This window comes from Methylobacterium sp. WL6 (assembly GCF_008040095.1).
Classification (GTDB): domain Bacteria; phylum Pseudomonadota; class Alphaproteobacteria; order Rhizobiales; family Beijerinckiaceae; genus Methylobacterium.
Genome location: NZ_VRVH01000014.1, coordinates 36,605 through 47,823 on the forward strand (window position 1 = coordinate 36,605; position 11,219 = coordinate 47,823).

The 11,219-nt window shown below is 69.0% G+C and carries 14 protein-coding genes and 1 tRNA gene; 6 read left to right on the forward strand and 9 right to left on the reverse strand.

Translation table 11 applies throughout. The annotated features are described in order from the left end of the window. Positions 1-197: 197 nt before the first annotated feature. Entirely contained in the window at positions 198-377 is a 180-nt protein-coding gene (locus tag FV230_RS04010) for a hypothetical protein (RefSeq protein WP_147841353.1), read from the reverse strand. A 110-nt stretch (positions 378-487) separates the two neighbouring features. Here FV230_RS04010 and FV230_RS30295 point away from each other — a divergent pair, with 110 nt between their 5' ends. Genes FV230_RS30295 through FV230_RS04030 form a run of 4 tightly spaced genes read left to right on the forward strand, consistent with a single transcriptional unit; the run spans position 488 to position 1,603 of the window. Then, on the forward strand, positions 488-853 hold the full coding sequence (locus FV230_RS30295; RefSeq protein WP_147841354.1) for a hypothetical protein: 366 nt from the start codon (positions 488-490) through the stop codon (positions 851-853). Next, entirely contained in the window at positions 850-1,206 is a 357-nt protein-coding gene (locus FV230_RS04020) for a hypothetical protein (RefSeq protein ID WP_147841355.1), read from the forward strand. The genes FV230_RS30295 and FV230_RS04020 overlap by 4 nt, the downstream gene beginning before the upstream one ends. Continuing rightward, positions 1,203-1,421, forward strand: coding sequence for a hypothetical protein (locus FV230_RS04025; protein ID WP_147841356.1), 219 nt, complete (start codon positions 1,203-1,205; stop codon positions 1,419-1,421). Before FV230_RS04020 ends, FV230_RS04025 begins: the two co-directional genes overlap by 4 nt. Beyond that, on the forward strand, positions 1,418-1,603 hold the full coding sequence (locus FV230_RS04030; RefSeq protein ID WP_147841357.1) for a hypothetical protein: 186 nt from the start codon (positions 1,418-1,420) through the stop codon (positions 1,601-1,603). The genes FV230_RS04025 and FV230_RS04030 overlap by 4 nt, the downstream gene beginning before the upstream one ends. A 28-nt stretch (positions 1,604-1,631) precedes the next feature. On the opposite strand, the gene FV230_RS29370 is transcribed toward FV230_RS04030, so the two are convergent. The 8 genes from FV230_RS29370 to FV230_RS04065 form a co-directional block, all read right to left on the reverse strand. Further along, complete coding sequence (locus FV230_RS29370; RefSeq protein ID WP_187275377.1) at positions 1,632-1,805, reverse strand: hypothetical protein; 174 nt, start codon at positions 1,803-1,805, stop codon at positions 1,632-1,634. 340 nt (positions 1,806-2,145) lie between these two features. Next, a tRNA-Ser gene (locus tag FV230_RS04035) sits at positions 2,146-2,237 on the reverse strand. A gap of 13 nt (positions 2,238-2,250) precedes the next feature. Further along, the gene (locus tag FV230_RS04040; protein ID WP_246694724.1) at positions 2,251-3,099 is read right to left on the reverse strand and encodes a glycosyltransferase family 2 protein; all 849 of its coding nucleotides are present in this window, start codon (positions 3,097-3,099) and stop codon (positions 2,251-2,253) included. Beyond that, complete coding sequence (locus FV230_RS04045) at positions 3,096-4,631, reverse strand: AMP-binding protein (protein ID WP_147841358.1); 1,536 nt, start codon at positions 4,629-4,631, stop codon at positions 3,096-3,098. Before FV230_RS04045 ends, FV230_RS04040 begins: the two co-directional genes overlap by 4 nt. Positions 4,632-4,702: 71 nt before the next feature. Further along, positions 4,703-6,928, reverse strand: coding sequence for a xanthine dehydrogenase family protein molybdopterin-binding subunit (locus tag FV230_RS04050; protein ID WP_147841359.1), 2,226 nt, complete (start codon positions 6,926-6,928; stop codon positions 4,703-4,705). Between the two features lie 26 nt (positions 6,929-6,954). Further along, a complete protein-coding gene (locus tag FV230_RS04055) occupies positions 6,955-7,926 on the reverse strand; it encodes a xanthine dehydrogenase family protein subunit M (RefSeq protein ID WP_147841360.1) in 972 nt (323 codons plus the stop codon). Positions 7,927-7,937: 11 nt separating this feature from the next. Then, the gene (gene paoA, locus FV230_RS04060; RefSeq protein WP_147724904.1) at positions 7,938-8,591 is read right to left on the reverse strand and encodes an aldehyde dehydrogenase iron-sulfur subunit PaoA; all 654 of its coding nucleotides are present in this window, start codon (positions 8,589-8,591) and stop codon (positions 7,938-7,940) included. A 309-nt stretch (positions 8,592-8,900) separates the two neighbouring features. Next, entirely contained in the window at positions 8,901-9,653 is a 753-nt protein-coding gene (locus FV230_RS04065) for a sigma-70 family RNA polymerase sigma factor (RefSeq protein ID WP_147724908.1), read from the reverse strand. Between the two features lie 396 nt (positions 9,654-10,049). Here FV230_RS04065 and nadA point away from each other — a divergent pair, with 396 nt between their 5' ends. Together nadA and FV230_RS04075 are read left to right on the forward strand one after the other, a co-directional pair. Continuing rightward, on the forward strand, positions 10,050-11,072 hold the full coding sequence (nadA, locus tag FV230_RS04070) for a quinolinate synthase NadA (protein ID WP_147841361.1): 1,023 nt from the start codon (positions 10,050-10,052) through the stop codon (positions 11,070-11,072). Beyond that, positions 11,069-11,219, forward strand: a 151-nt coding sequence (locus FV230_RS04075) for an FAD-dependent oxidoreductase (RefSeq protein WP_147841362.1), incomplete at its 3' end; no start/stop codon positions are given. The genes nadA and FV230_RS04075, both read left to right, overlap by 4 nt.

The window sequence follows — 11,219 nt, forward strand, 5'->3', positions numbered from 1 at the left end:
ATCGTTAAGCCCCGCGTGACGACGCTTCGGTCTTCCCGTCAGCGATTGCTGAGCGCCGCGTCGGTTAATCCATATCCTCCAAACCGACGTGACGGCGCACATAGCCTTGGCCCGGCAGCCAATCTGTCAGGACGAGCCGGATCACTTCCGGCCGGGAGGGCGTCGCCTCGGGCTGGTCTGCGATCCAGGCGTGAGGGTCATTTCAGGTAGCCCTTCGCCTTCAGATGCTCGGTGAGGAGCTTCTCCATGAAGCTTGACATCGACCGAGTGTCATCCTTCGCAGCTTGCTCGGCCGCCGCCTTCACCTCAGGCGGCAGGCGGAACGACACCGGGAGGGATTTAGGAGTGTCGAGAGGCGGGCGGCCCATGGCGTCCATTAAATGTAGTTGACAGTAGGTCTGACTACATTTAATCACAAAGGCGGCCCGAGCGAAAGCGCCAACCTTCGGCTCGAGCCTCACCCCACCACTCTGTTGAGGAGAGCGGCATGGCTAATCACGCCCATAGCACACGCACGCCCTTATTTCCCCAGGCCGGCAGGCAGCCTGGGCCCGTCACCCTGGCCCTTCGTGCCATGCGGACAGCCGATCCCGACCAAGCTGCGCACGACGCCATCGAGGCGATCCACCGAGGCCTGGATCGCCACTTCTCTGAGGCTGACCATCGGCGCCTCAAGACGCTTCGCCGAAGCGTCGCAGACCGCATCGCAGCCGACCTTGCCTTGCTCGACATGCTGACGGGCGACGCGGACCTCGAAGAAGACGACCACGAGCACGATCCTGCCGAGGACGGCCTTGCTGATGCCGATGGCCTTCTGTGGTACAATCAGGTGCGCGCGGGGCTCTGCGCATGAGCGCCCCGTCAGACCGCCGCGGGTTCCTCCGCGGCCTCGTCTCGCTCCCGCTCATCGGCGGCGGCGTCACGCTCATTGGCAAGCCGACACAGGCGGCTGAAGCAACCTCTATCCCCTGCGCCGAGAACTACGCGGCGTGGCTCCACTACGAACAGAGGGCCTTGCAGAACACGCTCTATCCGGGCATCGGCGACGGCTACTTCATCCCGCAGACCAATTCCGGCGCGACGTTCCATTTTGACGATCGCTTCGGGAACGAGGGATGGTGGCAGCGGGTCGGCGCCGAGGCCATGGCGCGCGCCCCGGTGGTTCTGGCGACGGTCGGATGCGATTGGCGGGAGGTTCGCCGATGAGCAATCCGTCAGTATGGGAGCTTCTCGCCAAGCTTGAGGGCGACGTGCGCGACGTGGCTCGTTGGGGGCAAGTCGTCTGCACCATGGCCGAAGCGCAATCCCAGGGCTCGGAGCCATTGGTTACAATCGCTTGTGTCATCATGGACTTGGGCTCGAAGCTGGAAGCTCAGTGGGAAGCGGCCTTTGATGCCGTGCGGCAGGAGAAGGGGCGATGAGGCTGATCCTCGCCTACCTCGCCGTTGCAAACATCCGGTGGGCTTGCGCTGACCTTGCACGATCCGAAAGGCTCGCCGACGAGGCTGACGCGGCGTTGCTACAGTCTCGGGAGCGCGTGCGCGTTGCCGATGCCTTGGCGACCCGCGCAGGTCTCGGTCCGATGTTCGCTGACCTCCGCTAGCCTGCTCGGTCAAGCCTCGCGTGCGGCCTCAGTCCTCCCAGGATCGAAGCCCGCACACCAGGACCGTTACCACCACGGATCCTGCGATGATCAGGGACAGCGTGAGCTGATCCGTCGGATCGTCGGTGAAGGCTCTGGCCACCGCAGGACCGATCAAGGCGCAGCCGGCACCGCAGACGATCGCGACTGTCTTCGAGGTCATCGCGCACCTCCTCGGAGGCCGATCGCCTGTCGCGATCACTGATCCTGTCGTCCACGCCCGCCCAGAAACGGGGGAGAACCTGAGCATGGGGGCGTGGACGGTCGATCCTCGGACCGACGCATGGGTAAGCCGGCCTGAGGCCCTTTGTTCGAGGCGGTGATCAGATGCCGCGGTCAGAGAAACCGGAGGTGGGCTCAACCTCCTCTGTCGACTTCAGCGGCGACCGCGACCGTTCGCCATCATCCGCCGCGATTTGCGTTGCCCACGCGGGTGCAGGCGTGGGTAGAGCTATAGCCCCAGGAGCTAAGTCGTTGAGAAGCAATAGGGAATTAAAGCAAAATGGCGGAGACGGAGGGATTCGAACCCTCGATACCCATTTCTGGGTATGCTCATTTAGCAAACGAGTGCCTTCAGCCGCTCGGCCACGTCTCCAGCGTCGTCGGCTCTAAGAGGTCGGGCCGGGGCGGTCAAGCGGGTCGCGGGCTTGGCGCGTGGCGGAGGCCCTTCGGCGTTCGTAGTGCTTGGCGATGCGCAGGTGGCGCGAGATCGCGTAGTTCATCGCCGTGAGGAAGCCGTAGACGCCGCGGACGCAGTGGCGGCGGCCGAAATAGGCCTTCAGGAAGTTGCCGGGCAGCTCCACGAACACGCGCCAGCTCGGGATCGCGACGCCGCGGGCTTCGAGGTCGTCGGCCTGCTGGTCGGAGTAGCGGTTGAGCTTGTCGAGCTGGTCGCCGAGCGAGCGCACCGAGAAGTGATGGATCACCCCCTTGAGCCGTCCGGGCTCGACGCCGGGGTCGAGCGCCACGCGGTCGTGGACCGGGGAGGGCGAGTAGCGCCCGCGATCCTTGCGGTAGAGCCGCACCGGCGTCAGGGCGTAGGCCCAGCGATGCGGGCGGCTCTCGCCGGGGAAGATCTCGGCGATGGCGATGCGCCAGGCGGGCGTTTCGGGCTCGCCGGCGGCGAACAAGGCGCGGATGTTGGCGGCGAGGTCGGGCGGCACCACCTCGTCGGCGTCGAGGTTCAGGAGCCAGGCGTGGCGGCACTGGTCCTCGGCGAAGCGCTTCTGCGGGCCGTAGCCCGGCCAGTCGTTGTGGATCACCCGCGCGCCGAGGGAGGCCGCCAGCGCCTGCGTCCCGTCGGTCGAGCCGGAATCGACCACCACCAGGTCGTCGGTCAGGTCGCGCACCGCACGGATCGTCGCGCCGATGCGGTCCGCCTCGTTGCGGGCGATGATGAAGACGGAGATCGGCAGGGTGCTCGTGCCGTTCGGCGGGATCGCGGACACGCGGCTCAAGCCCCGGGCGCCGCGGCGAGCCGCTTGCGCTGGACCTTGCCGTTGGCGGTGCGGGGGAGGGCGTCGAGAAAGCGGATCTCCCGCGGGCGCTTGTAGGCCGCGAGGCGCTCGCCGCACCACGCGATCAGCGCGTCCGCGTCGGGCTCGGCGCCGGGCTGCAGCACGACGAAGCCGCAGATCACCGAGACGTCGGCGCGCACGGCCAGCTCGGCGACCCCGGCTTCGGCGACGGACGGATGCGCGATCAGCGCGCCCTCGACCTCGTTCGGGGAGACGCGGTAGCCCATCGCGTTCATCAGGTCGTCGTTGCGACCCTCGAACCAGAGATAGCCGTCGGCATCGAGCCGGGCGAGGTCGCCGCCGGCGAACCAGTCGCCGCGCAGCACCTGCGCCTCCTCGTCGGGCCTGTTCCAGTAGCCGAGCATCAGGCCGGGCTCGGAGCGGTGGACCGCGAGCAGGCCGGTCTCGCCGCCCGGCACCGGCTCGGGTGCGCCCTCGACCGGCAGGATCGCCACGCGCCGTCCCGGCTGGGGCTTGCCCGGCGAGCCGCGGCGCTGCGCGATCGTCGGCCCGGTCGAGACGTAGGTCGAGATCTCGCTCATGCCGAGCGCCTCGTAGAGCGGCTTTCCCGTCGCCTCGGTCCAGGCGTCGAGCACGTCCGCGGGAAGCGCCTCGCCGGCGGTGCAGCCGTGGCGCAGGCTCGACAGGTCGTGGCTGCCCGGGTCGCCATACTTGAGGATCTGGCGATACAGGCTCGGCACGGCGGCGAAGATCGTGGCGCGATGACGCGCGATCAGCCGGGGCCAGACGGACGGGTCGCGCGGCCCGTTGTACAGCACGGCGGTCGCGCCGACGGACCACGTATCGGTGATGCCGACGCCGAGCGTGTAGGTCCAGTTCATCGTGCCGGCGTGCAGCATCGTGTCGGATTCCGAAAGGCCGAGCCAGTGCTCGAGCATCGGCCGGCGGCCGTAGACCGCGCGGTGGGCGTGCAGCACGCCCTTCGGTCGGCTGGTGGTGCCGGAGGTGTAGACCAGGGTCGCCGGGTCGTCGGCGGAGGTGTCCGCGTAGTCGGCGAGCGGCGCTTCGGTCTTCATCGCGGCGATGGCCGCAGCATCGAGGAGGATGCAGTCGCCGAGAGCCGCCGAATCGACCACGCAGCCGCCGCCGACGGCGACCGCCGCCGCACCCGAGTTCTCCATCAGGAAGGCTGCCTCGGCCGGCGTCAGCTGCGGCGACGAGGGGAGGGCGACGAGGCCGGCGGCGAGCGCGGCGAAGTAGACGAGGACGTAGTCGGCCTCGTTGCCCATGCGGATCATCACCCGGTCGCCGCGGCGCAATCCGCGGGCCAAGAGGCCGGCCGCGATCCCGCGGACGGCGCGGTCGGCCTCGGCGAAGGTGAGGGTCTCGACCGCCTCGCCCGCGCCGATGAGGATCAGCGCGGTCTTGTCCGGCCGTGCCCGCACGTTCTTGCCGAGGCAGTAGCGCGCCGCGTTGAAGCGGCTCGGGGGATGGCGGTCGGCGGACACCATGGCGTGGCTCCCGGATGTTGGCACATCGCGGGATGTCCATGGGCGAGGCCGCCGTCAACCACTCCCTGGCGTCATGCCCGGCGCGGCGCGCGGCCTTCCTGCTCCTCGAAGCCCTTCAGCACCTTGTCCAGCGTCAGCGGATAGTCGCGGATGCGGATGCCGGTGGCGTTGTAGACGGCGTTGGCCAAAGCCGCGCCGGCGCCGCAGATGCCGAGCTCGCCCAGCCCTTTGCTCTTGAGCGGGTTGGCCTTGTCGTCGCGCTCGGGCAGGAACACCGCGTCCATCGCAGGAATGTCGGCGTGGACCGGCACGTGATACTCGGCGAGATCGTGGTTGACGTAGGTGGCGGTGCGCGGGTCGATCACCGCATCCTCCATCAGCGCCGCGCCGACGCCGAAGGTCATCCCGCCGATCGCCTGGCTGCGGGCGGTCTTGGCGTTGAGGATGCGGCCGCCGGTGAAGACGCCGAGCATGCGCCTCAGGCGGATCTCGCCGGTGTCGCGGTCGACGCCGACCTCGGCGAAGTGCGCACCGAACGAGTAGTGCGAGAACTTCTCCTTCAGCGCGCCGGGCTTGATCTCGCCCTCCGCCGCGACGCCGCCCGACCCGGCGAGGTCGATCAGGGCTTCGGAGCGGTTGCCTGAGGTGACGCGCCCGTCCGCGAAGACGACGCCGTCCGGGTTGAGGTCGGTCGCCGCCACGAGCTTGTTGCGCAGGTTGTCGCAGGCAACGTAGAGCGCCGAGCCGGCCGAGCCCGCGCCGAACGATCCGCCGGAGCCGGCCGCCGCGGGATAGGCGGTGTCGCCGATCTCGACGCGGATGCGCTCGACTGGGAGCCCCATCATCTCGCCCGCGATCTGGGCGAGGATGGTGTAGGTGCCGGTGCCGATGTCGGTCATCGCCATCCGCACGGTCAGGTATCCGTCGGCGCCGAGCTTCACCGACGCCGAGGACGGCATCAGCGGGTTGAGGCGGGCCGCCGCCGACATGCCCATGCCGACCATCCAATTGCCGTCACGCACCGTGCCGGCCGCCTTGCGGCGGTCCCATCCGAACAGCTTGGCACCCTCGCGCATGCACGGCACGAGCTGGCGCACGGTGAACGGCACCTGCTTCTCCGGGTCCTGCGTCGGCTCGTTGCGGATTCGCAGCTCGATCGGGTCGAGGCCGATCTGCTCGGCGAGCTCGTCCATGGCGCATTCGAAGGCGAGCATGCCGACGGCCTCGCCGGGCGCACGCATCGAGGACGCGATCGGCAGGTCGAGCTTGGCCAGGCGATGGCGCGTGATGCGGTTCGGCGCGGCGTAGAGCGAGCGCGTGACGTTGGCCGAGGTCTCGTAGAACTCGTCGCCCTGTGCCGTGTCGGACCAGGATTCGTGGGACAGGGCCGTCAGCCTTCCGTCGCGGTCGGAGGCCAGCCGGATGCGCTGGATCGTGTCGGTGCGGTGGGTCGCGACGTGGAATTCCTGCTGCCGGGTCAGGGCCACCTTCACGGGGCGCTGGATCGCCTTGGAAGCCAGCGCGGCGAGCGTCGCCTCCGGCATCGGCTGCAGCTTCGAGCCGAAGCCGCCGCCGATGTAATGGCTCACCAGACGCACGTTCTCGACCGGCAGCTTCAGCACCGAAGCGAGCGACTTCTGCCCGCGGTTCAGCATCTGGTTGGCGGTGTAGAGCACGACCTTGTCGCCCTCCCACGAGGCGATCGTCGCGTGCGGCTCCATCTGCGCGTGGATCTGCGTCGGCGTCGTGTACTCGACGTCGAGCTTGATCGGGGCCGCGGCGAAGGCGCCGTCGAAGTCGCCGAGCTTCGAATCCGGGTCGGTCTGCTGCTTCTTCGGCTCGACCGCCTGGGGCAGCGCCGCCCGCAGCGAGGCTTTCGGGGCCCGGACGTCGTAGGCGACCTTCACCAGCTTGGCCGCGGCGCGCGCCTGCTCGAAGGTCTCGGCCACGACGAAGGCCACCGGCTGATCGAAGAACCCGATGTTCGTCCCGGCGAGCTGCGGCCAGACCTGCTCCTTCTTCTCCCCTTGCTCGGGCACGTTCTCGTGGGTCATCACATGAATGACGCCGGGTGCCTTCGCGGCGGCGGCGGTATCGATCGAGCGGATCGTGCCGGCGGCGATCGTCGCGCCGACGATGAAGCCGTAGGCCGGGTTCTTCACCTCTCGGGTCTCGTAGGCATAGGGCGCGCGGCCCATCACCTTGAGGCGGCCGTCGATGCGGTCGATCGGCCGTCCGACGAGGCCGTCGGGCCTGTCGTCGAGCGGCGTCTTCCCGACCGGTTGATTCATCTCCATGGCATTCATCCTGAAAGCGTGGACGGTCAGGTCCGGGTGGCGTCAGTCACCACCGCGCGGAGCGTCCGCCGGGTCAGCGGGATCTTGAAGTCGTTGGTGCCGTAGCCGCGGGCGCCGTCCAGGACCGCATCCGCAGCGTCGTCGGCGCTACCGCCCCTGGCGAGCACGGCCTCGGCCGCCTCGACCCGCCACGGCTTGTGCGCGAGGCCGCCGAAGGCCATCCGCGCCTGCGTAATCTTGCCGTCCGCCTTGCCGATGACGGCCGCGATCGAGACCGTGGCGAAGGCGTAGGAGGCGCGGTCGCGCACCTTGCGATACACGTGCAGGCCCTCGACGGGCTTCGGCAGCGTCACGGCCGTGATGATCTCGCCCGGCTGCAGGGCGGTCTCGATCTGCGGGGTGTCGCCCGGCAGGCGGTGGAACTGTGCCATCGGGATCGCGCGGGTCGCGCCGTTCGGCGACAGCGTCTCGACGCTGGCATCGAGGACCCGCATCGCGACATTCATGTCGGAGGGGTTGGTGGCGATGCAGGCATCGCTGGTGCCGAGCACCGCCATGATGCGGTTGAACCCGCCGATCGCCGAGCAGCCCGAGCCTGGCTCGCGCTTGTTGCAGGGTTTCGACGTGTCGTAGAAATAGTAGCACCGCGTGCGCTGGAGCAGGTTTCCGGCGGTCGTGGCCTTGTTGCGCAGCTGCCCCGAAGCGCCCGCGAGCAGGGCCTTGCTCAGCACCGCGTAATCCTTCCGCACCCGCGGGTCGGCGGCGAGATCGGAGTTGCGCACGAGCGCGCCGATGCGCAGGCCGCCCTCCGGCGTGGCCTCGACCTTGTCGAGGGGCAGCCGGTTGACGTCGATCAGGGTCGCCGGCGTCTCGACCTGGAGCTTCATCAGGTCGAGCAGGTTGGTGCCGCCGGCGATGAACTTGGCATTCGGCCGGTCCGCCGCGAGCCGCGCCGCGTCGCGGACGGTGGAAGGCCGCTCGTAGGTGAAGGCTTTCATCGCGTGCGCCTCTAGAGTTCGGTGCCGGCGACGTCGCGGATCGCCGCGACGATGTTCGGGTAGGCGCTGCAGCGGCACAGGTTGCCGCTCATCCGCTCGCGGATCTCGGCATCGGTGAACGCAGCCTTGCCGACGAGGTCTTCGGTGACGTGGCTCGGCCAGCCCGCCTTGACTTCCGCCAGCATGCCGACGCTGGAGCAGATCTGGCCCGGCGTGCAGTAGCCGCACTGGAACCCGTCATGCTGAAGGAACGCCGCCTGTATCGGGTGGAGCTGCTCCTCGGTGCCCAAGCCTTCGATCGTGGTGATCGCGTCGCCATCGTGCATCGCGGCGAGCGTCAGGCAGGAATTGATCCGGCGCCCATCCACCAGCACCGTGCACGCGCCGCATTGGCCGTGGTCGCAGCCCTTCTTCGAGCCGTTGAGGTCGAGATGCTCGCGCAGCGCGTCGAGCAGGGTGGTGCGCGTGTCGAGGGTGAGGTCGTGCTCGGTGCCGTTCACCGTCAGGCGGACCGACAGCATCTGCGGCGCCGGATCGCCCGGTGCGTCCGCGAAGGCCGGCTTTGCCGGCAGGCCGAAGCCGGTGGCGGCCGCCGCGACGGCGCAGCTCTCCATCAGCGTCCGCCGCGTCAGCGCGAAGGCGCCGTCTCGTGTCTTGTCCGTCATGCTCGCTGTCCCGTGCGACCGGTGGTGCCGGCGGCTGTGGTGCGGGCGAAGTGCGTGCCCGCAGGGCGGTATCGCAACGGGAACGCCAGACGGATTGATTCGATCCGTTCCAGACTGCGCCGGATCGGCGCGGTTGGATAAAGAATGTGATCGCGATCGGCGCGCGGTGCGGAGGCATGGTTCGACGACCCGGACGCAGCGCGCTGCCGGCTTCAGGGATCGCTCTCGACCTTGGGGCTGCCGCTCGCGCTCGACGACGCAGGTCGCGCCCGCGAAGGGGCAGGTCGCGCCCGCGAAGGGACGGTCCGCTCAGGCGCCGGCGGCGAGTCCGCCTTCGCCGATCGCCGAAAGCGTGAGGTGGTCGGCGCCGACCTCGGCGCCGGTATAGCCGAGCATGTGCGCGAGTTGGTCGCGGGCGCGCCACACGCGGCTCTTCACGGTGCCGATCCGGCACTTGAGGATCGTCGCCGCCTCTTCGTACGACACGTTCTCGACGGCGACGAGGATCAGCGCCTCGCGCATCGGCGGCGACAGGCGCCCGAGCGCGGCCTGCACGTCCTGAAGATCGAGGTGGCCGCCCTGCTCGGGCAGGCTCGTCAGGCGCGCGGCGTGATCGCCGTCGCTGTCGGCGACCTCGCGGGCGTGCTTGCGGTGGACGCTGTAGAAGGCGTTGCGCATGATGGTGAACAGCCAGGCGCCGAGGTTGGTCCCGACCTTGAAGCTGCCGCGGCTGCGCCAGGCGCGCAGCATCGTGTCCTGCACGAGGTCGTCGGCCGCCGAGGGGTTGCGGGTCAGCGAGATGGCGAAGCTGTGCAGGCTGGTGGCGGCTTCGAGCAGGCCGGCCTTGAACGCCGCGTCGTCGCGCCCCTGCGCGTCGGCAAGAACAACTTCGAGGCGCGCCAGCAGATCGCCGAGATGGGACGGCGGCGGGGCCTGCATCGAGGCGGCATACGTGGTTCGAAGATGCTCACCGAGATGGATGCGGATCGCATCGGACAGTTTCGGCGCCGCGACGGACAGGGAGTCCGAGGAGCCATTGCTGTCTTCCGTGGTGATGAGCATCGTGCCCCGCGCAGCTGGAGTTCCGATGGCGCCTCGGCACCGGCTCGCGATGTCGCGCAATCGATCGGGTGCCGCAGCAACATAGGTTATCTTTGAGCGGTTTCGGCCTGCGGCGATCTAGGCATTGCTGCCTCATCGCGGCGAGGCGTCGGTCCTCCCACGGCCCGCGTCCTGGTCAAAAATTCCGCATCCCGGACAGGACGACCAACCTGTCCTGAACGAGCCCATCACGCCGGAAGCGCGCGAGCCTCGGACCGGGGCGACGGCGTTGTGCGACGCATCGGGCAGGGTGCGTCGCAAAACCGTTATGCTCAGTCTCAGCATATCTAGACACGGCGATCCGGCGCGCCTAACTTAGGCGGCACAATGCTCAAACTGAGCATAATGGAGGGCGCCATGGCGTCGACCGCGTTTCCCGTCTCCGCCCCCCGCGCCGTTCCGGCAGGGATGCCGCTGCCCGAGATCTACGCCCGGGTCAGCCGCCACATCCCGGCGATCGAATGGCCGGCGCTCGCCCCCGACATCGAGGCGATCCTCCGCCTCAAGCGCGAGCGCAACGCCGTGATCCTGGCGCACAACTATCAGGCGCCGGAGATCTTCCACACGGTGGCCGACATCGTCGGCGACAGCCTGGCGCTCGCCCGCGAGGCGGTGACGGTGAAGGCCGACGTGATCGTGCTCGCCGGCGTGCACTTCATGGCCGAGACGGCCAAGCTGCTGAACCCGGGCAAGACCGTCCTGATCTCGGACCTCGGCGCCGGCTGCTCGCTCGCCGACTCGATCACCGCCGCCGACGTGCGCGGCCTGCGCGCCAAGTATCCCGGCGTGCCGATCGTGACCTATGTCAACACCTCCGCGGCGGTGAAGGCCGAGTCCGACCTGTGCTGCACCTCCGGCAACGCCGTCGAGGTGATCCGCTCGCTCGGTGTGAAGCGCGTGCTGATGATCCCGGACGAGTTCCTGGCGCAGAACGTCCAGGCGGTCCTGCCCGAGATCGAGATCCTCACCTGGGCCGGGCATTGCGAGGTGCACGAGCGCTTCACGCCCGCCGACATCCGCGAGGTGCGCGAGAGCTATCCCGGCGTCACCGTCATCGCCCACCCGGAATGCCCGCCGGACGTCGTCGCCGAATCCGACTTCTCGGGCTCGACCGCGATGATGATGAACTTCGTCACCGAGAAGCGCCCGGCGCAGGTCGTGCTCGTGACCGAGTGCTCGATGGCTGACAACATCGCGGCCGCGAACCCGGACATCGAGTTCATCAAGCCGTGCAACATGTGCCCGCACATGAAGCGGATGAGCCTGTCGAACATCCGGCACGCCCTGGAGACCCTGACCCACGAGGTCGTCGTCGACCCGGCTTTGGCCGACCGGGCGCGCGCCGCGGTGGAGCGCATGCTCGCGGTGGGTGCGCGATGAACGCGTTCTCGCGCAACCCCGCCGACCGCGTCGTCGTCGTCGGTGCCGGCGTCGCCGGCCTGAGCGTCGCCCTGCGTCTCGCGCCGCGGCCGGTGACGCTGGTCAGCGCCGCGCCCCTCGGGCTCGGCACCGCCACCGGCTGGGCGC

Excerpts from the sequence above, each read along its gene's own strand:
- nadA (WP_147841361.1), top strand. The coding sequence starts at position 10,050 with ATGGCGTCGACCGCGTTTCCCGTCTCCGCCCCCCGCGCCGTTCCGGCA.
- FV230_RS04020 (WP_147841355.1), top strand. The coding sequence starts at position 850 with ATGAGCGCCCCGTCAGACCGCCGCGGGTTCCTCCGCGGCCTCGTCTCG.
- FV230_RS30295 (WP_147841354.1), top strand. The coding sequence starts at position 488 with ATGGCTAATCACGCCCATAGCACACGCACGCCCTTATTTCCCCAGGCC.
- FV230_RS04030 (WP_147841357.1), top strand. The coding sequence starts at position 1,418 with ATGAGGCTGATCCTCGCCTACCTCGCCGTTGCAAACATCCGGTGGGCT.
- FV230_RS04045 (WP_147841358.1), bottom strand. The coding sequence starts at position 4,631 with ATGGTGTCCGCCGACCGCCATCCCCCGAGCCGCTTCAACGCGGCGCGC.
- FV230_RS29370 (WP_187275377.1), bottom strand. The coding sequence starts at position 1,805 with ATGACCTCGAAGACAGTCGCGATCGTCTGCGGTGCCGGCTGCGCCTTG.
- FV230_RS04055 (WP_147841360.1), bottom strand. The coding sequence starts at position 7,926 with ATGAAAGCCTTCACCTACGAGCGGCCTTCCACCGTCCGCGACGCGGCG.
- paoA (WP_147724904.1), bottom strand. The coding sequence starts at position 8,591 with ATGACGGACAAGACACGAGACGGCGCCTTCGCGCTGACGCGGCGGACG.
- FV230_RS04050 (WP_147841359.1), bottom strand. The coding sequence starts at position 6,928 with ATGGAGATGAATCAACCGGTCGGGAAGACGCCGCTCGACGACAGGCCC.
- FV230_RS04010 (WP_147841353.1), bottom strand. The coding sequence starts at position 377 with ATGGACGCCATGGGCCGCCCGCCTCTCGACACTCCTAAATCCCTCCCG.
- FV230_RS04025 (WP_147841356.1), top strand. The coding sequence starts at position 1,203 with ATGAGCAATCCGTCAGTATGGGAGCTTCTCGCCAAGCTTGAGGGCGAC.
- FV230_RS04065 (WP_147724908.1), bottom strand. The coding sequence starts at position 9,653 with ATGCTCATCACCACGGAAGACAGCAATGGCTCCTCGGACTCCCTGTCC.